At 59.4% G+C, this 21,342-nt stretch carries 23 protein-coding genes; 14 read left to right on the top strand and 9 right to left on the bottom strand.

Annotated features, from left to right (window positions below):
* Positions 1 to 34: 34 nt before the first annotated feature.
* On the bottom strand, positions 35 to 295 hold the full coding sequence (locus B2344_RS15295) for a hypothetical protein (RefSeq protein WP_206992664.1): 261 nt from the start codon (positions 293 to 295) through the stop codon (positions 35 to 37).
* Between the two features lie 184 nt (positions 296 to 479).
* Here B2344_RS15295 and B2344_RS15290 point away from each other — a divergent pair, with 184 nt between their 5' ends.
* The 4 genes from B2344_RS15290 (at position 480) to B2344_RS15275 (ending at position 3,808) form a co-directional block, all read left to right on the top strand.
* Positions 480 to 1,544 carry an enoyl-CoA hydratase/isomerase family protein gene (locus B2344_RS15290; protein ID WP_290485538.1) on the top strand — a complete coding sequence of 355 codons (1,065 nt, stop codon included), beginning with the start codon at positions 480 to 482 and terminating at the stop codon, positions 1,542 to 1,544.
* Between the two features lie 61 nt (positions 1,545 to 1,605).
* Positions 1,606 to 2,307 carry a DUF805 domain-containing protein gene (locus B2344_RS15285; protein WP_290482296.1) on the top strand — a complete coding sequence of 234 codons (702 nt, stop codon included), beginning with the start codon at positions 1,606 to 1,608 and terminating at the stop codon, positions 2,305 to 2,307.
* A gap of 190 nt (positions 2,308 to 2,497) precedes the next feature.
* Positions 2,498 to 2,992: a MarR family winged helix-turn-helix transcriptional regulator gene (locus B2344_RS15280; protein WP_233347660.1), complete on the top strand. Its 495-nt coding sequence runs from the start codon at positions 2,498 to 2,500 to the stop codon at positions 2,990 to 2,992.
* Positions 2,993 to 3,121: 129 nt separating this feature from the next.
* Positions 3,122 to 3,808, top strand: coding sequence for a hypothetical protein (locus tag B2344_RS15275; RefSeq protein ID WP_290482295.1), 687 nt, complete (start codon positions 3,122 to 3,124; stop codon positions 3,806 to 3,808).
* Positions 3,809 to 3,818: 10 nt separating this feature from the next.
* Here the strand turns inward: B2344_RS15275 and B2344_RS15270 are convergent, their stop codons facing one another.
* Positions 3,819 to 4,370 (bottom strand): c-type cytochrome, encoded by a 552-nt coding sequence (locus B2344_RS15270; protein ID WP_290485537.1) that lies wholly within the window; start codon positions 4,368 to 4,370, stop codon positions 3,819 to 3,821.
* Positions 4,371 to 4,546: 176 nt separating this feature from the next.
* On the opposite strand from B2344_RS15270, the gene mutL reads away from it, so the two are divergent.
* The gene (gene mutL, locus B2344_RS15265) at positions 4,547 to 6,457 is read left to right on the top strand and encodes a DNA mismatch repair endonuclease MutL (protein ID WP_290485536.1); all 1,911 of its coding nucleotides are present in this window, start codon (positions 4,547 to 4,549) and stop codon (positions 6,455 to 6,457) included.
* A gap of 5 nt (positions 6,458 to 6,462) precedes the next feature.
* Entirely contained in the window at positions 6,463 to 7,122 is a 660-nt protein-coding gene (locus B2344_RS15260; protein ID WP_290485535.1) for an HAD family hydrolase, read from the top strand.
* 5 nt (positions 7,123 to 7,127) lie between these two features.
* On the opposite strand, the gene B2344_RS15255 is transcribed toward B2344_RS15260, so the two are convergent.
* From B2344_RS15255 to B2344_RS15230, 6 genes are all read right to left on the bottom strand, one after another.
* Complete coding sequence (locus B2344_RS15255; RefSeq protein WP_290482872.1) at positions 7,128 to 7,769, bottom strand: hypothetical protein; 642 nt, start codon at positions 7,767 to 7,769, stop codon at positions 7,128 to 7,130.
* Between the two features lie 27 nt (positions 7,770 to 7,796).
* On the bottom strand, positions 7,797 to 8,102 hold the full coding sequence (locus tag B2344_RS15250) for a hypothetical protein (RefSeq protein WP_290482871.1): 306 nt from the start codon (positions 8,100 to 8,102) through the stop codon (positions 7,797 to 7,799).
* Positions 8,103 to 8,167: 65 nt separating this feature from the next.
* Positions 8,168 to 9,577 (bottom strand): FAD-binding oxidoreductase, encoded by a 1,410-nt coding sequence (locus B2344_RS15245; protein WP_206992672.1) that lies wholly within the window; start codon positions 9,575 to 9,577, stop codon positions 8,168 to 8,170.
* Between the two features lie 48 nt (positions 9,578 to 9,625).
* Positions 9,626 to 10,567, bottom strand: coding sequence for an L-threonylcarbamoyladenylate synthase (locus tag B2344_RS15240; protein WP_290485534.1), 942 nt, complete (start codon positions 10,565 to 10,567; stop codon positions 9,626 to 9,628).
* A 48-nt stretch (positions 10,568 to 10,615) separates the two neighbouring features.
* Positions 10,616 to 11,815, bottom strand: a complete 1,200-nt coding sequence (locus B2344_RS15235; RefSeq protein ID WP_290485533.1) for a cytochrome b/b6 domain-containing protein — start codon at positions 11,813 to 11,815, stop codon at positions 10,616 to 10,618.
* A gap of 18 nt (positions 11,816 to 11,833) precedes the next feature.
* On the bottom strand, positions 11,834 to 12,556 hold the full coding sequence (locus tag B2344_RS15230) for a YceI family protein (RefSeq protein WP_290482868.1): 723 nt from the start codon (positions 12,554 to 12,556) through the stop codon (positions 11,834 to 11,836).
* A 122-nt stretch (positions 12,557 to 12,678) separates the two neighbouring features.
* Here B2344_RS15230 and B2344_RS15225 point away from each other — a divergent pair, with 122 nt between their 5' ends.
* On the top strand, positions 12,679 to 14,451 hold the full coding sequence (locus tag B2344_RS15225; protein ID WP_290485532.1) for an acyl-CoA dehydrogenase: 1,773 nt from the start codon (positions 12,679 to 12,681) through the stop codon (positions 14,449 to 14,451).
* Between the two features lie 7 nt (positions 14,452 to 14,458).
* Here B2344_RS15225 and B2344_RS15220 read toward each other — a convergent pair whose 3' ends face one another.
* Entirely contained in the window at positions 14,459 to 15,634 is a 1,176-nt protein-coding gene (locus tag B2344_RS15220; RefSeq protein WP_290482867.1) for an MFS transporter, read from the bottom strand.
* Between the two features lie 126 nt (positions 15,635 to 15,760).
* On the opposite strand from B2344_RS15220, the gene B2344_RS15215 reads away from it, so the two are divergent.
* The 7 genes from B2344_RS15215 to B2344_RS15185 all read left to right on the top strand — a co-directional run bounded on the left by B2344_RS15215 (position 15,761) and on the right by B2344_RS15185 (position 21,303).
* Positions 15,761 to 16,777 carry a pseudouridine synthase gene (locus tag B2344_RS15215; RefSeq protein ID WP_290482866.1) on the top strand — a complete coding sequence of 339 codons (1,017 nt, stop codon included), beginning with the start codon at positions 15,761 to 15,763 and terminating at the stop codon, positions 16,775 to 16,777.
* On the top strand, positions 16,774 to 17,265 hold the full coding sequence (locus tag B2344_RS15210) for a gluconokinase (RefSeq protein WP_290485531.1): 492 nt from the start codon (positions 16,774 to 16,776) through the stop codon (positions 17,263 to 17,265). The genes B2344_RS15215 and B2344_RS15210 overlap by 4 nt, the downstream gene beginning before the upstream one ends.
* Positions 17,266 to 17,313: 48 nt before the next feature.
* On the top strand, positions 17,314 to 18,378 hold the full coding sequence (locus B2344_RS15205) for an MBL fold metallo-hydrolase (protein ID WP_206992680.1): 1,065 nt from the start codon (positions 17,314 to 17,316) through the stop codon (positions 18,376 to 18,378).
* A gap of 108 nt (positions 18,379 to 18,486) precedes the next feature.
* Positions 18,487 to 19,341: a signal peptidase I gene (lepB, locus tag B2344_RS15200; protein ID WP_206992681.1), complete on the top strand. Its 855-nt coding sequence runs from the start codon at positions 18,487 to 18,489 to the stop codon at positions 19,339 to 19,341.
* 132 nt (positions 19,342 to 19,473) lie between these two features.
* A complete protein-coding gene (locus B2344_RS15195) occupies positions 19,474 to 20,070 on the top strand; it encodes a histidine phosphatase family protein (RefSeq protein ID WP_034814332.1) in 597 nt (198 codons plus the stop codon).
* 78 nt (positions 20,071 to 20,148) lie between these two features.
* Positions 20,149 to 20,394, top strand: a complete 246-nt coding sequence (locus tag B2344_RS15190) for an exodeoxyribonuclease VII small subunit (protein WP_034813920.1) — start codon at positions 20,149 to 20,151, stop codon at positions 20,392 to 20,394.
* Positions 20,395 to 20,406: 12 nt separating this feature from the next.
* Positions 20,407 to 21,303: a polyprenyl synthetase family protein gene (locus B2344_RS15185; protein WP_290482865.1), complete on the top strand. Its 897-nt coding sequence runs from the start codon at positions 20,407 to 20,409 to the stop codon at positions 21,301 to 21,303.
* Positions 21,304 to 21,342 lie beyond the last annotated feature (39 nt).

Here is a 21,342-nt window from a genome sequence, read left to right as displayed (position 1 = left end):
TGCCTCCTCACCCTGCCGCTACAAAGGGAATGGATCAGATAAACTCGACACCGGTCTCGCGACCGAGTTGCCAACGCCGCTGACACAGGCGCGGTTGTTTACTGTTGGGCAGACGGATCGAGAAGGTTTCTGGCAGATTGATTTCCTTGCGGGTCGCAAAGCGGACTCCGCCGGATGAAATGTTGCGAATATCGCACGGCACCGAGCGCAAGAAACCCAGTTTCAGAATACCTTTGGCGATCACCGGAGTGCGGCGTCCACGCAGCTCTGCGCCGGGAAGGTCGGTCTGTCTCATAGGCGAAGAATAGTCTCAACGAGTAAACATTCGCGGTTTGCTATTGCCAGGAATTTCCAATCGGGATTTGCGGACTGTTAACGTCCTGACACACGAGTCGGGCTTGATCCGCGAGGCGTCGAATGTAGGGGTAGGCGAAACAGATAATGATCGGCGTAAAGCGCCTGAGACAAAGGGATAAAGTATGTCGAATGACGTATCGGTGGAGACCCATCGCGGTGTGGGACGAGTTACGCTGACGCGGCCAAAGGTGTTGCATGCGCTGAACGCACCTATGTGCGACACCATCTTGGCCGCCTTGGAACGCTGGGCGGCAGACCCGACCGTTCACTTGGTCATGATCGACCATGAAGAAGAAACGCGCGGGTTCTGCGCTGGCGGTGACATTCGCATGCTGGCCGATAGCGGCGCGGGGGATGCGAGCGAGGCGCGCGCTTTCTTCAATGTCGAATATCGGATGAATGCCGCGCTGAAGACCTTTCCCAAGCCGGTGCTGGCGATCATGGATGGTGTGACCATGGGCGGAGGGGTCGGCCTGTCTGTGCATGGCTCTCACCGGGTTGCGACCGAGCGCACGCTGTTCGCCATGCCGGAGACCGGGATCGGCCTGTTCCCGGACGTGGGGGGTGGCTGGTTCCTGCCGCGCCTGTCGGGCTATCTTGGTACATGGTTGGCGCTGACGGGGGCGCGTTTGAAGGGCGCAGATGTCGCTGCGGCCCGGGTGGCGACGCATTTCCTGCCATCGGAATTGGTGCCGAACCTGAAAAAACAGATCGAAGGCGCGGATTTCTCCGTCGGTGCCGCCGAAATGCTGAACGAGATCCTGCGCGGCATGACCCATCCTGTGCCAGCGGGCAGCTTTGCGGCGCGTAGCGATTTGATTGATGATTGCTTTGCAAAGGACACCGCCGAGGAGATTGTTGCTGCGTTGGACGCGGCTGACAATGAGTGGGCATCCGAGCAGGCGGCGACCATTCGAACGAAGTCCCCAGAGACTGTGAAGGTTGCCCTTCGTCAGGTTCGAGATGGCGCCAAACTTGATAACTTTGAAGAGAACATGCGGATGGAGTACCGCATTGGCTGGCGTAAAGTGCAAAGTCATGACTTCCTTGAAGGCGTTCGCGCGGTCATTATCGACAAGGACAATGCTCCGAAATGGAAGCCGGCCACGCTGGAAGAGGTCAGCGATGCGGACGTGGCGAGATATTTCGAGCCATTGGGCGACGATGAGTTGACCTTTGGGGATTGAGCGCGAGCCAAGGCCTTGAAATAGTGGCCACACTCAAAGTTGGGGCGATTCAGGAGCATGTATGCGCGGACAAGTATTGAAGGCTGACTCTGTGGAGGGGCTAGGCCTCATCCTCGGAGACGATGGTGTGCGCTACAATTTCTCTCAGGCACAGGTGCGGGACAACAATCGGCTCGTCCAGGGGCATGTTGTCGATTTCGTCGGTATGGGTGACGAGGCGCGCGATATCTATTTGCTCCAGGCTACCGGACAACCCTCTACACAGCCAGTTCCGCCGCAGCCCGTTAGTCAGGGGTATGCGGGGGCTGCACCCTATGCGCAGCCCATGGCAGTCAAGAGTGACGGTATCTGGACGTACTTTCTCAGATGTCTGTCATCCAGCTATTTCAAGTTCAATGGCCGCGCACGCCGCCAAGAGTATTGGGGATACATATTGTTTTCGATACTTGCGCTCGTCTTGGCGTTTGTTGTCGACACGATCCTTACCCTATCAATATTTGGCGTCGACGACTCCGAGGGATACTTTCTCCCTCTCTTCACCGCGCTTTGGATACTTTATACCATCATTCCGGGTATAGCTGTCACCGTACGGCGCTTCCATGATCAGGATCTGTCCGGCTGGATGTACCTGCTGAACTTGATTCCCTATGTCGGCGGCCTGATCGTTTTCGTATTCATGCTGATCGACAGTCGTGCAGAGCCGAACGTGCATGGGCCTAGTCCGAAATACGGCATTCGCGGCACGGTCGACACGTTCGCTTGAGCGAATACTTTCATGATATCCAAACCTGACAGGCCCAAATCGTTACGTAATAGTAACGGTTAATGTATTCGCGTGGATATTAACCTTCTACTCTTGAGAAAAGGGCATGCTTATCAATTCATTAGGATTGCTCGTGTATTTCTACTCAAACTACAACAAAAGTTGAGTGAATAGTTGAGTGGTGATGAAAATGATGATTGCAGAAGCGCAGGATACTGCGAACAATTCGTTGGGCGAGTCTTTCCTGAAGTCTTTGTCTTTGCTTGAGCAGGCGCACCGTCGTCTTCATGATGTTGTGAAGGACGATCTGGAGCGCGGCGGCGAGCGGTCGCTGACCGGCGTTCAGGCATTGTTGCTTTATGAAATTGGCGAAGGCGAAGCCCCCGCATCTGTTCTTCGGGCTCGTGGCGCCTTTGCTGGCACCAGCCTCTCCTACAACGTCAAGAAACTCCAGGAAGGCGGCTATCTGATCCAGACCCGCTCCGAAGATGACAAGCGCACCGTCACGCTCAGCCTGACCGAGCGTGGTCTGAAGGTTCGCAAACGGGTCGAGGCCCTCTTCGAGAAGCAGGCCGGCGCTCTTGAGCCAACGGCCAGCGTGCGTCCGGATGACCTGTCGCAACTGAACAAGACCATTTCTCGACTTGAGCGCTTCTGGTCCGACCAGATCCGGTTCCGCCTCTAAGCGCGCGGATTACATGGATGACTAAAAAAGCCCTCGCCAATTTGGCGGGGGCTTTTTCATTTTTCATGGATTCCACGCGAGACAGAAAATGGTTTTCAACCCCAGATTTCTTCACTAGGTTTCTCTGCGATGAGGGGATTTGGGGTTCTTTTTCTCGGGCTGGCATGGGCCGTACCCGCTTCGGCAGGGCCTTGGTCCCAACCGCATGAAGGTTGGTATGCCGAGGCCGTCGGCACTGAAGAGGAGCTGGAAGGCGTCCGTGGAAACCGCGTTTCGCTCTACGGCGAGTATGGCTTCGCACCGAATTGGACGGTTACCGCAAAATCAGAGGCGGTGGCCTATGAGGTCGGCAGCCAGTTCAACAAGGAGTTCTGGCGCGCCACGCTGCGTCGGCAACTGGTCACCCACAAGGGGTGGGCCGTCGGCGTTGAAGGCGGCCTGGTTCATGGCAGCTCCCTGGCCGGCGTATTCGGATGCGACGAGTGGGGCGCCGAAGCCCGCCTCAGCGGCGGCCTGTCTGGCCTGCGGGGCGGTCGTAACTTCTATGTCTTCGCGGATGCCGCTGTGATCCGTCATGAAGATGGCTGTGTCCGCCAGCGCGCCGAGTTCGGCTATGGCGTCGATATCTGGCAGGACTTCTTTATAAGCCAGCAGCTTTGGGTCGAGCGCGGGAACGAAACGGCGGATTCAAACAAGTATGAGACCAAGCTTGGCTATCATTTCGGATGGGCCGATGTGGCGATCGGGTATCGAGAGGAATTTGCCGGAGAGTTTGACGAGCATGCTGTGCTGCTCGCCCTTATCCTCCGGCATTAATCACACCAGTCTATTCCGCAGGGACGTCTTCCGGGTTGGCATCGGCGGCGAAGCCGGTCTCACTCATCAGATAGGCGACAACCGCCAGGCGGTCGTCCGGTTTGCGCACACCCGCAAACGTCATGCGGTTGCCAGGCAGGAAAGTGCGCGGGTTCTCCAGCCAGTGATCGACCTTGTCGGGCGTCCAGATGAAGTCGGCTTCTTGCAGGGCAGGGGAATAGGCAAAGCCCTCCAGTGTGCCGGCCTCGCGACCGAACAGCCCATGCAGGTTCGGGCCAACGAGATTACCGCCGCCTTCCGCCGTAATGTGGCAGGATTGGCAGAGCTTCCAGGTGCGGCGACCGCGCGCATAATCGGCGGTATTGTACGGGGCGGGCAGGGCCGCGAACGGTGATACCGCATCAACCGCCGCTTCAGCGGGGGCAGCGGCGGGCGCCGCTTCTGCCGGGGCCTTCGCCGGAGGTGCTTCCTCGGCCGGGGTGTCATTTGCAGGCGCATCTGAGCCGCCACAAGCGGTGAGCAACACTATTGCGGCGACGGCGAGGGAAGAAGTCAACTTCATGGAATTTCAGGCTCCGGAATGTTCCGGCGCACTTTGTGGGGTAACCGCAAGGAAGGCAACCGGCCTGCGTCAACTGGACGCCGGGCGCGGGCCGGACATACCCGCCTTGGCTGGTCCCTGTTGAAACCGTGCGGGCAGGCGGGGACAAAGCGCGTCAGCCGGGGTATTGTAACCAGATGCCTGATTCCGTCCGCCCTCGCCCCGAGATTCGCAAGCTGCCACCTGATGTCGTGAACCGGATCGCGGCGGGCGAAGTGGTCGAGCGCCCGGCGGCTGCCGTCAAGGAATTGGTCGAGAATGCTCTGGACGCTGGCGCTCGCCGAATTTCTGTCTCCATCGAAGCTGGGGGCCTGAAACGGATCATCATCGAAGATGATGGCTGTGGCATGTCGGCCGACGATCTGCTCGTCGCGCTGGAACGCCATGCAACCTCCAAACTCGTGCCGGATGCCGGCGGGCGGGTGGATTTGCTGAACATCCACACGATGGGCTTCCGGGGTGAAGCGTTGCCGTCGATTGCCTCGGTCAGCCGCTGCAGCATTTCATCCCGCGCGACCGGCGAAGACGCAGCCGAAGTCTTTGTTGAGGCGGGACGGATGGAAGGTCCTCGCCCGGCGGCGTTTACCGGGCGCGGCGAGACTGGCACCCGCATCGAAGTGCGCGACCTGTTCTATGCGACTCCCGCCCGGTTGAAGTTCATGAAAGGCGAGCGCGCCGAAAGCATGGCTGTGACTGACACGATCAAGCGTCTCGCCATGGCCAATCCGCATGTTGCTTTCTCGCTGGAAAATAATGGCCGGAACTCGCTGCGCTATGCCGCTGAAGCCGAAGGCGCCTCCGGCCAACTGGCCCGGCTCGGCGCAATCATGGGACGTGATTTCCGTGAGAACGCGCTGGAGATTGATGCCGAGCGCGAAGGTGTTCGCCTTGCTGGCTTTGCCGGCCTGCCGACGCTCAATCGCGGCAACGCCCAGATGCAATTCCTGTTCGTCAATGGCCGGCCCGTGAAGGACCGTATGCTGAATGGCGTAATCCGCGCCGCCTATCAGGACTTCCTGGCGCGCGACCGGCATCCGTTGGCGGCGCTGTTTGTTGATCTTGACCCAGAATATGTCGATGTGAACGTGCACCCCGCCAAGACCGAGGTGCGCTTCCGCGATGCGGGGAATGTAAGAGGTTTGATGATTGGCGCACTGCGTCATGCGCTGGCCGCGGCGGGACACAGAGCGTCGACCACGGTCGCGAATTCTGCGCTCGGCAAGGTTCGGATCGAAGAGGCCACGTCAGCCAATCTCTGGTCGTTGCCATCTGCGCCAGAGCGACAGGCTTCCCCCTCTTCCTATTATCGCCAGCCATCGGGCATTGATTTCGATCAGCCTCTTCCGCCCTCTGGCGATGTGATGGCGGGGCTGCAAGAAGCACCACCGCCTGCCTATCGACATGATGCCGCTCCGTCCGCACGGGTGGAGCCGGAAGCCGCGCCCGCGCAAGGTATGCCTTCTGACTTTCCACTCGGCGTCGCCCGCGCTCAGTTGCACGAAACCTATGTCGTTGCGCAGACAGCGGATGGCATCGTTATCGTGGATCAGCATGCCGCTCATGAGCGGCTGGTCTACGAGGACATGAAACGCCAAATGGCTGCGGGCGGGGTAAGGCGTCAGGCGCTGCTGATCCCGGATGTGGTGGAGCTTACTGAGGACGAGGCGACCCGCGTGCTCGAGCGCGCCGACGAGTTGGCTGAGCTGGGTCTGGAAATCGAACCTTTTGGGGCCGGCGCGATCTGTGTACGGGCCACCCCCGCCCTGTTCGGGGAAATGGACACAATGGGCTTGATCCGTGATCTCGCCGATGACTTCGCCGAATATGATGCGGGCCTCGCGCTCAAGGAGCGGTTCGAGGAAGTCATGGGGAACATGGCGTGCCGCGGTTCAGTGCGAGCCGGACGACGACTGAATGGCGAGGAGATGAATGCGCTGCTCCGCCAGATGGAAGCGACGCCACATTCCGGCCAGTGCAATCATGGGCGGCCGACCTATGTGGAGCTGAAGCTCGCCGACATCGAACGCCTGTTCGGGCGGCGGGGATAGGCTCTGTGGACGCCTTGATCTTTGATTGCGATGGGGTGTTGGTCGACTCCGAAACAATCTCCATCGCCACTGAACGGGAAATGCTCTCTGGCTGGGGGCTCGACTATCCGTTCGAGATTTTCGTTTCGCGTTTTGTCGGCCTGCACAATCGGGACTTCCATGCGGCTCTCGCGGCGGATGCCATTGAGCGTGGACGCCCCTTGCCTCCGGATTTTGCCGACCAGTTGCAGGCGCGCATCTGGCAACACTTCGAAACGGATCTGCGCGCGATTGAAGGTGTGTTGGGCGTTTCCGCCGCGTTCTCTGGGGCGCAGGCAGTGGCGTCGTCTTCCGAGGCACCAAAGCTCGTCCGTAAACTTCGTCTCACTGGCCTGTACGATACTTTTGCGCCGCACATATATTCCTCAGACCTCGTTACCGATGGAAAGCCTGCGCCTGACCTGTTTCTGCACGCAGCCGAACAGATCAGTGCCCGGCCCGACAAATGTGTCGTACTCGAAGACAGCGTGAATGGTGTGACAGCCGCGCGCGCCGCCGGGATGACAGCGTGGGGCTTTACGGGCGGTGGTCATGCCGATGCGGGGCTTGGCGACCGGCTCAGGGCGGCGGGCGCGCAGGATGTGTTTGCGTCGCATGCGGAGATATCTGCAGCGCTTGCCAGCTGACCCTTTCAGGCTTTCGGGAAAACGTCACGCAGGGATGCCCAATCCGCTTCGTGTGAGCCGTGAAAATTCGGCTTACTCTCATCTGTCAGCCGACCACGCGGCGGGGTATAGCTGTCGATCTGGCGAACCGGATTTTCGCGCCACTGAATGTTCACGGCCCAGAGTTTCGGGAAGAAGTATAGCGTTGAATAAGGCAAATGGTCGTGGATCCACCAGGCCAGTTTCTGCCAGTCCCCTTCTGCGTGGAAAGCATCGTAGAAGGCTGGAATAACGACGCAGGCGGTTGCACCCATGTTTCCTTCGGCATCCCGCCGGTCCCAGATATGATGGCCGTAATTGCTTTCGTTCGAGGCGCAATTGTAGCCCTTCTTCTTGTCCCGCTGCATCTGGTTGCCAAATCCATTCACTTCAGCAGAGCGATAGGCGGACCGGATGGCGATGCGCCCGAAAACGTCCTGCAAGGGTTCCAGCAATTCCGTGCAGAGCTTCGTGCCGGCGGTAATGGCAAGGTCCGGATCATCGGGAACGTTCGAGAAGCCGTGAAGCGCGGCGATATCCGAATACAGGAAGTCGCGCATGAAGAAAGAGCGTGACAAGCGCGCACGTCCAAACTCCGCAAGTGCATCGACGCTGGACGGCCTTCTCATGGTCGTTTCCAGTCGCCGCTCGGGACGTTAGTCCTTGTCGCTGACATCAGCTGCGACCACTTCGTACATTTCCGGCGTGCATGTGCCCTCGGTGATCTGATCGCGTTTCAGCGTGAGTGTCTCTCCGACTTCCGGCAGCGTGCCCAAGTAGGAGGCCGGGACCCACAATTCTCCCTCGGGCCCATCGAACAAAGCGCCGTCTTCATCGACTTCGGTCACCGTTGCCGAGATGATTGTGGTTTCATAGCTGCACGGTCCGCCTACGATTGGAGGCGTAGGCTCACAGGCGATCAGCGGCGCGATGAGCGCGATGGCGGCAAGGTGTGTACGCATTTATGTCTCCCGCATTGGTCTGTGGACGCTACAGCGATCCGGCGGGAAGGCAACTGGGAACCCGATCAGGAATTGATGACGCGACCGGGGTTCATGATCTTGTTTGGGTCTAGCGCATGTTTGATGGCACGCATCATTTCGGTGGCTGCCTTCGGACGAATGCGTTCCAGTTCATCACGTTTCAGCCGCCCAACACCGTGTTCGGCGCTAATGGATCCGTCGAAGCTCATGACCTGATCATAGATGATACGAAAGATTGCTTCATCCTGACCACGTAGAACTGGGCGCTCTGCGCTGGCTGGCTCGCAAACAGAATAATGGAGATTGCCATCGCCGACATGACCGAAGATCACAAACTCCGCTGAAGGCACCTTTTCCAGAACAGCCGCGTTGCAAGCATCGATAAATTCGGGAATGCGGCTGACCGGTACGGAGATGTCCTGGTTCAGCGCGGTGCCATATGCTCGTTTCGACAGGGGGATTGTCTCGCGGATGTGCCAGAAGCTTTCGGCTTGCGCGACGCTTTCGGCAATGACGGCATCCTGCACAAGTTCGCTCTCATATGCTGAGGCGAGTGCGCCTTCGAGAACGTCGCGGGCATGTTCGGCGCGCGACATGGAAACTTCGATCAGCACGCGCCAAGGCAAATCAGATGGAAGTGGGTCGCGCGTGTCCGGCACGTCTGCCTGTACCATGGCGACGGCATTGGCGGGGATGATCTCGAAGCTCGTAACCGTATCGCCGGCATGGTCGCGAACCATTGCGAGCAGTTTCACGACGTCGCTTGCTGTTGTGCAGGTGACCCAGGCGCTCGCGCGCTGAACCTTGGGAAACAGTTTCAGGGTCGCAGCCGTGATGATACCGAGCGTACCTTCTGCGCCAGCAAACAAGTGTTTCAGATCGTAGCCCGTATTGTTCTTGCGCAGGCCCGACAGGCCGTTCCAGATATCTCCATTCGGCAGCACGACTTCGAGGCCAAGGATCAGGTCGCGCATCATGCCATAGCGCAGCACCGCGACCCCGCCAGCATTGGTCGAAATCAGGCCGCCAATCGTGGCGGTGCCTTCCGAGCCGAGTGAAAGCGGGAACAAGCGCTGGGCGTCGTCGGCCGCTTGCTGCGCCACGACAAGGGGGGCGCCAGCCTCGATCACGAGCGAATTGTTGAACGCATCGAGTGCACGTACCGCATTCATCCGTTGCATCGACACACAGATTTCGCCATGCGGCGTGCCCGCATCAACCAGGCCGGTATTGCCGCCCTGAGGTGTGATCGCGACGCCATATTCATTGCAAAGTCGCACCAGTGCAGCGGTCTCTTCCGTTGTGGCGGGCTTTGCGAGGAAAGGCGTCTCGCCCTTGTAGGTGCCGCGCCAGGGCGACGACACTTTGGCGAGTTCTTCCGCCGCCATGCTCCACCCCCTCGGGCCGAGCAGGTTTTGGGCGGCGGTCAGGAAGTCCGGGCTAAGCTCTGTCATTGGGTAAACCTACTCATTTCCTGCGCGATTTCGAGTTTGTTGCTTCCATCAGTCATCTCGGTGCGCGGCCCGAGCGAGACGATCATTGATGGCTTCGCCAAGCCCCTCATTCGGAATGTGCGCGACGGCGATGCGGTCGGCCTCTGCATCCAGTTGCCTCAGCATGGCGAACAGGTTTGCAGCAGCCTCGGTCAGGTTGCCAGATGGCGAGAGGTTGAGCCCATTTGCCTCATCCGGGCCGAAACCCAGCCAGGCTTCCCCTGCTTCGGGGGCGCTCGCATTGAGACGCAACCGGGCATTGGGTGCATAGTGGCTTTTCAGTTGCCCAGGGGCAGAGATGCCATCGCCCTCATCTGCACGAGCGAGTGACGTGCCAAGGACTGCTTCGAGGGCGGAGGTTTCGACCGTGCCGGCTCGCAGGAGTGTTGGCTGGTCACCGATAAATGAGACAATGGTGGATTCGATGCCCTGCGTGCACGGCCCACCGTCGAGGATCAGGTCGACCTTGCCGTCGAGATCGGCTTTGACGTGTTCGGCCAGTGTCGGGCTGATATGTCCGGACCGGTTGGCCGACGGGGCGACAACCGGACGACCGAAACCCGCGATCAGGCTACGCGCGCCGGGATGGGCCGGCATGCGGATGGCAATTGTATCGAGGCCAGACCGGGCCAGGTCGCAAACCGTCCCGGTCGAAGCAACGGGCAGTACCAAAGTAAGCGGACCAGGCCAGAACGCATGTGCGAGTTTGAACGCTGCGTCACAAAATACGGCTTCGGCTTGCGCCATTTCCAGTGAAGCAACATGCGCGATCAGGGGGTTGAAGCTGGGACGCCCCTTGGCTGTGTATAGTCGTGCCACCGCGTCAGGGTTTGATGCATCGCAGGCGAGCCCGTAGACGGTCTCGGTCGGCATGGCGACGAGCCCGCCCTTGCGCAGGAAGCTGGCAGCCAGTTGGAGTGTGCTGGATTCGATAGGAGCGATGGCAGTCATGCGCGCGGGCTTAGCATTCGCGTCGCGGCCCCGGAAGCCACCAGCGCATTATTTGCGCGTGGCGGTTCCCGTTACGGAGATTGTGATTTCATCGCCAACCCAGCTTCCGGAGGGATCAGAGTCCTGGCCGAGATTGAAGGCTCTGCGACTCATGACCGCTTTTCCAGCCAGCATCGCGGTGTCGCCATCGATTTCAAGCGTGAAGTCGAGCGGCACCGTGATCAGCTCGGACTTCAGCGATATTGCAGCATCTGCGCTATAGCCTGTGTCTGTTTCGCTGAAGTTGCTCAGGCTGATCTGGGCGTCAGGATAGGTGGTCGTGTCGAACCATTCCGGGCCCTTCAGGCTGTCATTGTAGAGCTTCTTGCCAGCATCGGCAGTAGCTGTCTGGACCGTTACGAGCACACGAGACTCATCGAGCGCTTCTGGATGGAATTCCACATCTGCTGACCAATCGTCAAAGGTGCCGGTGAATTCGGCTCCATCATACATACCCGTGAACCGAATTTCAGAAGTGTCGTAAACGACATCCCAATTTGCTTCGATGGTTTCGTCTGCGGGGGCGACGGCCTCGTCAGTTTGCGGTGTGGCGCTGCTGGATTGACCTGAGCCCGCAATCGGTATGATCGCGATGAGGGCAAAGGCAATGATCGCCGTTCCGAAGGCGCGGACATATCCTCGTGCGGTGGGGGGTGTCGCAGGCTTTCCGAACAAGCCAGGCAACATCTTCTTCAATACTCCGTCTTCAGCAGCGAATTCATGCTTCACCGCGCCGGCCACATGCAGGCCTAGCAGGATGATCAGAATCCAAGCGCCTTTGGAATGGATGTTCTCGATGATGACGTGCGCAATATCTCCGCGCAGGAAATCCGGCGCTGGCAAGTGTGGCCAGCTGACCGTCTCAAACAAGACGGTCGGCACCTTGAATTTGGAGGTGGAGACAAGCAGCCATCCTGCCAGGGGCAGAATGATCATCAGTCCATAGAATGCCATGTGGACAAGATGAGACGCCAGCTTTTCATAGGCTGGCATCTCTTCCGGAAGTGGCGGTGGCGGGTTCATGACTCGCCAGATCACCCGGACCAAGGTGAGGAACAGAAGCAGGATCCCGATCGATTTGTGAAGCTGAAAGCGTACTTCGTTGTCGTCCATGTTCCAGCCGAGCCAGATCATGAACAGAAGAAGGGCTGCCATCACCCAGTGAAGGGTGATGGCGACGATCGTGTAACGAGACGTTTCAGTCTTCATGTCGAGGATGTTCCTGTCTTATTCGGCAGCTTTGGCGAATTCCGCCTCGATGGTCAGGTGGATCGTGTCACCCAGGTTTGGCACCATTTTCGACAGGCCGAATTCGGAACGATTGAGTGAGCCGGTGGCGGAGAAGCCGATTTTTGGCTGTTCCGGGGCCCAAGGGAAGGTCGCGGTGCCGTTGTAAGTAACATCCAGCGTCACTGGCTTGGTCACGCCAAGGAAGGTCAGATCGCCTGTGACAGTGCCGGTGGTCGGGCCGGTTGTTGTGATTTCTGTCGAGGTGAAGGTGATCTCGGGATATTCGCCTGCGTTGAAATAGGTTGGATCCTGCGCGATTTCTTCATCGAACGTGTCGTACGGCGAATCGGCGTGCGTCGCTTTGAAGTCGCCCGGATAGTCTGTTTCGACCGATGTCGGGTCGACCGTGACGGTCAGCGATGTGGCGGACGCGTCATCAGGATTGAACTCCAGTGTGGCATCCATCTTGGTGAAGCGGGCGGTATAGTTGGACAGGCCGAAATGATTCACCGTCCAGACAAGCGACGCATGCGTCGGATCGAGCACATACGTGCCGGCCGGAGCCATTTCCGGGGCCGGTGCGGTCTCTTCTGCAGCCGGAGCAGCTGTTTCACTTGTCTCATTGGCCGGCGTCTGGGCCTCTGCTGCAGGGGCGGTGGTCTCGGCGGCGCCGCAAGCGGCGAGCGCGAGGACGGAAGCGGAAAGTAGGATTTTGCGCATATTCGTGTCTCCTGGACATCTATGGGTTCGGTTCAGGTGATTATAGGGCGCAGTTGGCGTGGCACCATCCCCGCGCTAAATGCTCTTCGGGATATAACCTATTCGGATTCTGGGAGAAATACATGGCCTATGACGCTCCGCTCAACGATATGGCGTTCGCGCTCCAGTCCGTTGCGGGCCTGTCCCGATTGGAAGGGCTGGAGGCATTCGGCAATTATGACCCCGAGCTGATCACGCCGATCCTGGAAGAAGCCAACAAGCTGGCACGTGATGTATTGGCGCCGCTCAATGCATCTGGCGACGCGCACGGTGCCGTACTGACCGAGGATGGGGTGAAGGCCGCGCCGGGATTTGCTGATGCCTACGCCCAATTCCGGGAGGGTGGATGGATGGGCCTGTCGGCGCCAGAGGAATGGGGCGGGCAGGGCCTGCCGAAGGCGCTCGCCTTGGCGGTCATGGAAATGTTCCACGCGGCCAACATGTCGTTCGGGCTCTGCCCTATGCTCAGCTTCGGCGCAGTTGAGGCCCTGCTGGCGCACGGCACAGATGACCAGAAGCAGGCATATCTTCCCAACCTCGTGGCCGGCAATTGGACCGGCACCATGAATTTGACGGAGCCGCAGGCCGGTTCGGATGTTGGCGCGCTCAAGACAAGAGCCGTGCCGAAGGAAGATGGCAGCTACGCCATCAGTGGGCAGAAGATATTCATCACATGGGGCGATCATGATGTCGCCGAGAACATCATACACCTGGTCCTGGCGCGCTTGCCGGATGCGCCCGCAGGTTCGCGCGGCATCTCTCTTTTCATCGTGCCGAAGTTTATGGTTGAAGCGGATGGTAGCCTTGGCGCACGCAATGCCGTCAAATGTATCGGTCTTGAAAAGAAGATGGGCATCCACGCCTCGCCGACCTGTGTGATGGAATATGATGGCGCGACCGGATGGCTGATCGGTCAGGAGAACAAGGGCTTGGCCTGCATGTTCACCATGATGAATTCCGCACGCCTGAATGTCGGCCTTGAGGGAGTTGCTGTGGGCGAGGCGGCCTACCAGACGGCACTCGAATATGCGCAGGAGCGCAAGCAAGGCAAGGCACCGGGCATTGAGGGCCCCGCTCCAATCCTGCACCATGCGGACGTGCGCCGTACCCTGACGACCATGCGCGCTCGCGTCGCTGCAGCGCGTTCGATCTGTTATGCCTGTGGGGTCGCCGCAGACCTCGCCGAGGCGTCCCCGGATCAAACCACACGCGCTGCTGCAAAGATGCGGGAAGACCTGCTGACGCCAATTGCCAAGGCATGGTGCACGGATATGGGCGTCGATGTGGCGAGCCTTGGTGTGCAAATACATGGCGGCATGGGCTTTATGGGTGAGACACTCGCAGGCCAACTTTATCGCGACTCCCGGATTGCCCCGATCTATGAAGGCACGAATGGCATTCAGGCCATCGACCTTGTCGGGCGTAAACTGACCGGCACGAATGGTGAGTCCATGCGAGTGATGCTGGGTGAGGTCGAGGCGACGGCGGCAGATGCCCGCGCGACCAATGACCCACAGCTTGTGCAGATTGCAGACCGGTTGCGCGCTGGCGCCGAAGCCCTGCGCGAAGCCAGCGACTGGATGCTGGAAGCGATGAAGGATCGCGATCAGGACAAAGCGCTTGCGGGCGCGACGGCCTATCTCGCGCTGGCGGGAGACGTGATTGGCGGGCACTTCCTGACGCGGGCAGCTGTTGCTGCACGCGGTGAGGAAGGCAGCTTCCGGGCACGCCAACTGGCACTTGCGGGCTTCTTTTCCGAGACTGTTCTGGCCACCGCGCCGGGCCGTGTCTCCGGCATCACCGAAGGCGGTTCCCCTTTCCTCGACAATAGCGAAGCTCTGTTCGGTATCGCGTGAGTTCGGCTCAGGCGCTGAGCTTCGGCAAGGCGATCAGGCACAGGACCGAGGCGCAGGAGACTGCTGTCCCAATCGCCGCAAGTGGTACCATGCCAAATGTGACGAACGGCGCGGCGATGGCGGTGCCGGCAGCCGTCGTGGAAAGGATGGCCACGAGGACGAGTGCCGACCCGCGCGCATCATCTCCGCGCGCAGCGACAACCGCGCGATAGAAACCGGGAGGTCCCCGAAAGCCGAGGCCGAGATTGACCGGCACAAACAGGGCGGCGAGCATCAGTGGTGCTGTCCCACCCAACAGTGCGTAAATCAGAATACCAGCCAGGCCTGCGGCGGACATAGTCGATCCGAACAGGATCATCGGTTCAGGTTCGAACCGTGCGGACAGCTTGCCGGCAAAGTTCGATCCTGCAATGAAGAACGCAATCCCTGTAACCTGCATGATGATGAAGTCGCCCAGGTCGCCGCCAAGGCCCTTGGTGATCATGGCCGGTGCGCCGAACACAAAGATAAGCAGTCCGGCGAGTGTGAAGGCCTGACTCAGGGCATAGCGCAGGAAGACCGGATTGATCACGTGGCGCAGATAGCTGCCCGGCGCCCGCGTCGACGGCGGCGCGGGCAGGCGATGACGCAGCATGGCGACGAGCGCTGCAACGCCTAGACTCAAGATACCCAGGGCGAGAAAAGAGCTTTTCCAGCCGAATGCCAGCAGCAGCCAGACGCCGAGCACGGGGGCAAGGGCAGGGATCAAGGATTCTATGCTGGCCATGAAGCCAAGTGCGCCAACGGCTTTCTCCTCGGAAAACATGGCGCGGATCATGCCTGGAGCAAACACAGCTGCGGCAGATCCGGTCAGACCTTGCAAGAACCGCAGTCCAACCAGAACGGACAGGGACGGCGCGGCCATGCAGGCGAACGAGACCAGCGCATAGGCCGCAAGCGAGATGACCAACAGATTGCGCTGGTCGATCCGTGCGCCGAGTTCACCGAAGGCCAGCAGACCGATACAACCACCTGCCACGAAGGCGGCCAGCACCAGCTGCGCCATCGCCTGCGAGCCCCGCAAGGTTTCCGGCAAGGACGGAACGGCAGGTAGGACCAAATCCGTCCCGGCAAGGCCGAGAATGGTCCCGAGCACTAACAGGCCAAAGGCGAGCAGGGGCGCTGCGGTGCGGCGGTCCGTCATTATTCAATCATCTCCGTGCGGGGCGCCCGCCTATGCCGGAAATGCCCCACAATGTCGACTGAATGTTGCGAGGAACGGCCAGCGCCGATATGACGGGCCGCACTATATCAGGAGGCGCGACACGCCATGGCTTGGACCAAAACCTATTCCGGCGACGAGCCTTTGCGGATCAACAAATGGCTGGCGCTGGAAGGCGTGTGCTCACGCCGCGAGGCGGACTCCCTGATTGAGCAGGGTCTGGTGAAAGTCGACGGCGAGAAAGCGATCTCGGGCCAGAAGATCGAGACCGGTCAGACGTTGGATCTGGCGCAGAAGGCTGCACGTCGGCTCGATAATCAGCTTTCCATCCTGTTCCACAAACCGATCAGTATTGTTTCGGGCACGCCGGAGGGCGATGAAATTCCCGCTGTGCGGCTCATCTCAGGCGATAGCCTTTCGGGAAAAAGTCATGCCATTCCGGGGCGCTATAACAAGCTCGCGCCCCTCGGGCGTCTGGACAAGGATTCCCGCGGTTTGTTGATCATGTCTGAAGACGGCGTGTTGGCAAAGGCCGTGATTGGGCCGGAGAGCCAGCTCGACAAGGAATATCTGGTCAAGGTGAAGGGCGATGTTACGCCCGACAAGCTGGGCAAGTTGCGTCATGGTCTCGAGCTGGATGGTCGCCAGCTGAAACCTGCCATCGTCGAACAAGTGAAACAGCAGGAGTTGAAATTTATCCTGAACGAAGGCCGCAACCGCCAGATCCGGCGTATGTGCCAACTGGTAGAGCTGCATGTTGTGGACCTGATGCGTGTGCGTGTTGGGCCGCTGGAGCTTGCAGGTTTGCCGGAAGGCAAGTGGCGCCCGATCAGTGGCCGTGAACGCGAAGCCTTGCTGAGAGGTGACATGCCCCGTCCCCGCAAGCCGCGACCGGAGCGGCCGGAGCGCTCAGATCGGGCAGAACGGAGTGGGCGTCCGGATCGTCCCGCGCGGGCTGAACGTCCCGAACGGTCAGGCAAGCCAGACCGGCGCCCTGACAGGACCGCCCCCCGCTCAGGCGGGAAGCCGGGACCGGCCTCTGGAGAGAAAACAGTCTCCCCGCTGAAAGGCGAGAAGTTCAAGCGCACCAAGCTCAAGCCTCGCAAGCGAACACCCATCAAGTGAGGGACCTGGTCATCATCATGGGCGTGGCGGGCAGTGGAAAAACGTCCATTGCCGAAGCCCTCTCCAAGGCCGAGGGTTGGCCGTTTGTGGAAGCGGATGACTACCACTCCGCCGCCAACAAGGAGAAGATGGCCTCCGGCACACCCCTGACCGATGCAGATCGCGCCGACTGGGTGCGCAGCCTGTGCAAAACCCTGACCGACATGCCGGAGGACCGGGTGGTCCTGGCCTGTTCGGCGCTTACGCCCTTTGTCCAGACAGGTCTGCGCGAGCAGAGCGGTCGGACGTGCCTGTTCGTCCTGCTAGACGTGCCCAAAGATGAGCTTGGGCAGCGGATTTCCTCGCGCGCCGACCATTTCATGCCGGTCTCCCTGCTCGACAGCCAACTGGCCGCGCTGGTCCCGCCGGAAGACGTTATCCGGGTCGACGGTATGGCAGCTCCAATCGCTCTGGTTGAGGATATTCGTACGCGTCTTGCTGTGGCATGACCTTGCGGTACGGCTCGACGGACGCAAGAAGCTGCGTATCCTCCTGACATGGATGGTACAGAAATCAGCAAGCCGACACGGCCGCGCCTTGATTATCCGCATGGACAATCGGCGCCCGCTCCCGGCGAAATCAGGGAGATAGCGCCCGGCCTGTTCTGGCTGGCTATGCCTCTGCATTTCTCTCTCAAATTCATCAATGTCTGGCTGATCGACGATGGCGATAGCTGGACTATTGTTGACACCGGGATTCCGTATGATGAGACGCGTGACGTCTGGCGAAAATTGTTGGCTGATCGGGTCAGTGAGCAGAAGCCTCTCAAGCGGGTTATCGTCACCCACATGCACCCCGATCATATCGGAACGGCTGGATGGCTCTGTCACAAATGGGGCGCTGAGCTGTGGATGACTCGTCTGGAATATACAACGTGCCGGATGCTGGTATCTGACACCGGGCGCAGTGCGCCAAAGGCTGGTTTGGACTTCTATTTGCGTGCCGGCTGGAACAAGACCCAGCTCGACCAGTACAAGGAAAAGTTCGGCGGGTTTGGAAAAGGTGTCATGCCGTTGCCGGATTCCTACCGCCGCCTTGTTGACGGCGATACTTTCGAAATGGGCTGTCAGGAATGGGAAGTCATCACCGGCAGTGGGCATTCGCCCGAGCATGCATGTCTTTATAGTCGCGATCTCAATATTCTGATCTCAGGTGACCAGATTCTGCCGCGGATCTCTTCCAACATATCCGTCCACCCGACTGAGCCTGCGGCGAATCCATTGCTCGACTGGCTCGAAAGCTGTGAAAAGTTGAAACAGCGGCTGCCGGAAGACGTGCTTGTCCTGCCAGCTCATAATGAGCCCTTTACCGGAGCCCACAAACGGCTGCAGCACTTGATTGACGGTCATCATGTGGGGCTCGCAAGATTGCTTCAGAGGTTGGAGCGTGGGCCCATGAAGGCAGTGGATACGTTCACCACGCTGTTCGGCCGCGCGATTTCCGACGACGAGGTCAGCATGGCCACGGGTGAGGCATTGGCGCATCTCAACTATCTCATTTATCGGGGTGATGTGTCTGTGACACGGAATGAAACCGGAATAGACCTGTACAGCCTGAGCTAAGGCGGGCATTCCCGGCTTTTGCAGCAGCGGAGGCGTTTTCGTCTTCGCAATCAGGACTTCTTTCGTCTAAACAGATCAAACGTCACGAAGACGATGGATGAGGTCCCCATGGCATCAGATGGTAACACTGCGGCGAACGATGAAGTCGCCGAGGCGCCAGGCCTTGGCGCCAAGCTCAAACAAGAGCTTCGTGAATGGGGCGCTACGCTCGCCGTCTTTGTACCCGTGTTTCTGCTGTTCTCGGGGCTCGCCTACGAGCAGCGCGTGATTCCCTCTGAAAGCATGGTCCCGACGCTACAGGTGACCGACCGGGTCGCTGTGGCAAAATTCGCCTATGGCTATGACCGCTATTCTCTGCCGTTTTCGATGGGGCGCTTCATTCCGTTGCCCGAGGGCCGGATTTTTGCCAGCACACCCAAGCGCGGCGATGTGGTTGTGTTCGAGCATCCGCATACGGGCCGCGTCATGATCAAGCGTCTGATTGGTCTGCCAGGCGATCAGATCCAGCTGATTGGCGAGCAGCTCTATCTGAATGGCGAAGCGGTTGAGAGCGAATACCTGCGCACCATCCGTTACGTTCCGCACAATGCCGTGGCGATCGATATCGCGCATGAATGGCAGGAAACGATTGGCGACAAGACGTGGATCACTCACCGGCAGGAAAAAGGTGGACGGGGCGACAATACCGACCTGTTCATCGTGCCGGAAGGGCATGTCTTCATGATGGGTGATAATCGGGACAATTCGCTCGACAGTCGCTTTCCAAGTGGGCACTGCCCGGCCATAGAGGGCGTAATTGACCGGGCGGGCTGTCAGCCGCGCGTGCCTGCGGATGTGGCATCAATTGGTTTCGTGCCGATGGATCACATGATTGGTCGCGCAGAAACGGTCCTCGTCACCTTCCACAAATGCAAGCTGCAGGACGAAGAACCCTGCCGCAAGCGTGTCTGGAAGGGGCTCTGAGCCCTTCGAATTTCACAACCTGACAAGTGAATGGGTGTACAAACGCGCCTTGCCGGGCGGGGGCAACCCCGTTAGGGCAATTTTGGAACAATGGTCACGGGGCCAGCAACAACGAGTATGATTTGTATGGCGATGCCAGACACGACATCGACAGACCGGAAGCGCGGTCCCATCATCATTTCGCGTCACGGTCGCCCGGCCCTCGACCGCACGGCGGGCCCGCGACTGAACTGGAAACAGTATCGCGACTGGTGGGAACGTTACGAGATTGGCCCTCTGGCCGATGACCAGACGCCGCCGGACGGCCTGGTCAAATCGGTGGCCGATGCTGACATTGTATTTGCTTCTGCGCGCCTGCGTGCCCAGCAGACCGCTGCACGTGCGGCGCCGCACATGCAGGCACTGTTTGACCCGGTATTCAATGAGGCGCCATTGCCTCCTCCCCTTCTGCCGGGTGTGCGTTATCTGCCGAAAACGTGGAATATTCTCGCCCGTGCTGCTTGGCTGAACGGACATGCGCTGGATGGCGAAAGCGTGAAGCAGGCGCGTCAGCGCGCCGCTGCCGCCGCGTCTAAGCTCGACGAGGCGTCCAGTGAGGGCAAGGTCTATCTGGCGGCCCATGGCTGGTTCAATCGAATGCTGCGTCCGGAAATGAAGAAGCTGGGCTGGAAGTGTTCGTATGACGGCGGCGACGCATATTGGAGCTACCGCATCTACGAATACCGGTAAATCTGGTCGGGAAGTGGTTGTGGACCTCAGGTCGCCGCTCTAGTGTCACGGAAATTTCAAGGAAGATGAGGCCGAAGAATGGCTGATGCGAAAGAGAAACCAGTCGACAAGCTTACCTTCGAGGAGGCATTGGCCGAACTCGAAATCATCGTCCGCCAACTGGAAGCAGGCGAAGTCGAGCTGGAGAAATCCATCGCGATTTATGAACGCGGCGCGGCGCTGAAAGCGCACTGTGAATCCCGTCTGAAATCCGCCGAGCTGAAGGTTGAGCAGATTGTCCAAGGGGCCAATGGGCCGACCACAGAGTCCGCCAATTTCGACTAAAGGGGCCTCGATATGGGCGAGGCCCAAGAGTTCGAACAGCGCCTGAAAGAGGTGGCCGACCGGATTACCGTTGCGCTTGACCAGCTGATCCCGCCTGCAGGCGGCCCGGAAGCCAATTTGATGCGCGCGATGCGCCATGCCGCTCTGGCCAATGGCAAGCGTATGCGGCCTTTCTTCCTGCTGGAAACGGGCGCGATGTTCGATGCGCCCGAGAAGACCTTGCTGCGCGCTGCCGCGGCGCTTGAATGCGTACATTGCTATTCACTCGTCCATGATGACCTTCCCTGCATGGATGATGATGATTTCCGGCGTGGCCAGCCGACTGTTCACAAGGCTTTTGATGAAGCGACTGCGGTGTTGGCCGGAGACGCGCTGCTGACATTGGCCTTCAAGATCCTGGCATCAACCGAGACCCATGATGATGCATCCGTAAGGGCCATGCTGATCGAGCGGCTTGCCGATGCATCCGGCGCGCGCGGCATGGTCGGCGGCCAGATGATCGACATGTTGGAATCTGACAGCCCGCGGGATTTGAACACAATCACACGCATGCAACGCCTCAAAACGGGCGCGCTGATTTCCTACGCGACAGAAGCGGCGGCGATTGTCGGTCGCGCCCGGGAAGCTGAACGCAACGCACTGGCGGGCTTCTCCAATGATCTTGGCTTGGCCTACCAGATTGCTGATGATTTGCTCGATGCGACCGGCAGCGAGGACAGCGCTGGAAAGCCCCTACGCACTGACGAGGCGGCAGGAAAAGCGAATTTTGTGACCATTCTTGGCATTGAGGGCGCACGCCAGCGGGTGCGCATTCTCGCCGCACAGGCGAAGGAACACCTCGCAATTTTCCGCGAAAAGGCCCATATACTGCTGCAATCAGTCGATTTTGTGCTCGATAGAACGCATTAAGGTCTGGTCAGAATAACAATTCAAAGATCGAGCTTAAAC

The organism is Hyphomonas sp. UBA3195, assembly GCF_002366485.1.
Classification (GTDB): Bacteria; Pseudomonadota; Alphaproteobacteria; order Caulobacterales; family Hyphomonadaceae; genus Hyphomonas.
The sequence above is the reverse complement of the archived record's forward strand: the minus strand, read 5'-3'. Positions and strand labels throughout refer to the sequence as shown.

Bases quoted from the DNA above. Each gene is read 5' to 3' on its own strand.
- B2344_RS15205 (WP_206992680.1), top strand. From the start codon at position 17,314: ATGGATGGTACAGAAATCAGCAAGCCGACACGGCCGCGCCTTGATTAT.
- mutL (WP_290485536.1), top strand. From the start codon at position 4,547: ATGCCTGATTCCGTCCGCCCTCGCCCCGAGATTCGCAAGCTGCCACCT.
- B2344_RS15220 (WP_290482867.1), bottom strand. From the start codon at position 15,634: ATGACGGACCGCCGCACCGCAGCGCCCCTGCTCGCCTTTGGCCTGTTA.
- B2344_RS15285 (WP_290482296.1), top strand. From the start codon at position 1,606: ATGCGCGGACAAGTATTGAAGGCTGACTCTGTGGAGGGGCTAGGCCTC.
- B2344_RS15195 (WP_034814332.1), top strand. From the start codon at position 19,474: ATGCCAGACACGACATCGACAGACCGGAAGCGCGGTCCCATCATCATT.
- B2344_RS15280 (WP_233347660.1), top strand. From the start codon at position 2,498: ATGATGATTGCAGAAGCGCAGGATACTGCGAACAATTCGTTGGGCGAG.
- B2344_RS15240 (WP_290485534.1), bottom strand. From the start codon at position 10,567: ATGACTGCCATCGCTCCTATCGAATCCAGCACACTCCAACTGGCTGCC.
- B2344_RS15215 (WP_290482866.1), top strand. From the start codon at position 15,761: ATGGCTTGGACCAAAACCTATTCCGGCGACGAGCCTTTGCGGATCAAC.
- B2344_RS15230 (WP_290482868.1), bottom strand. From the start codon at position 12,556: ATGCGCAAAATCCTACTTTCCGCTTCCGTCCTCGCGCTCGCCGCTTGC.
- B2344_RS15255 (WP_290482872.1), bottom strand. From the start codon at position 7,769: ATGAGAAGGCCGTCCAGCGTCGATGCACTTGCGGAGTTTGGACGTGCG.
- B2344_RS15235 (WP_290485533.1), bottom strand. From the start codon at position 11,815: ATGAAGACTGAAACGTCTCGTTACACGATCGTCGCCATCACCCTTCAC.
- B2344_RS15185 (WP_290482865.1), top strand. From the start codon at position 20,407: ATGGGCGAGGCCCAAGAGTTCGAACAGCGCCTGAAAGAGGTGGCCGAC.
- B2344_RS15225 (WP_290485532.1), top strand. From the start codon at position 12,679: ATGGCCTATGACGCTCCGCTCAACGATATGGCGTTCGCGCTCCAGTCC.
- B2344_RS15295 (WP_206992664.1), bottom strand. From the start codon at position 295: ATGAGACAGACCGACCTTCCCGGCGCAGAGCTGCGTGGACGCCGCACT.
- B2344_RS15270 (WP_290485537.1), bottom strand. From the start codon at position 4,370: ATGAAGTTGACTTCTTCCCTCGCCGTCGCCGCAATAGTGTTGCTCACC.
- lepB (WP_206992681.1), top strand. From the start codon at position 18,487: ATGGCATCAGATGGTAACACTGCGGCGAACGATGAAGTCGCCGAGGCG.
- B2344_RS15275 (WP_290482295.1), top strand. From the start codon at position 3,122: ATGAGGGGATTTGGGGTTCTTTTTCTCGGGCTGGCATGGGCCGTACCC.
- B2344_RS15290 (WP_290485538.1), top strand. From the start codon at position 480: ATGTCGAATGACGTATCGGTGGAGACCCATCGCGGTGTGGGACGAGTT.
- B2344_RS15250 (WP_290482871.1), bottom strand. From the start codon at position 8,102: ATGCGTACACACCTTGCCGCCATCGCGCTCATCGCGCCGCTGATCGCC.
- B2344_RS15190 (WP_034813920.1), top strand. From the start codon at position 20,149: ATGGCTGATGCGAAAGAGAAACCAGTCGACAAGCTTACCTTCGAGGAG.
- B2344_RS15245 (WP_206992672.1), bottom strand. From the start codon at position 9,577: ATGACAGAGCTTAGCCCGGACTTCCTGACCGCCGCCCAAAACCTGCTC.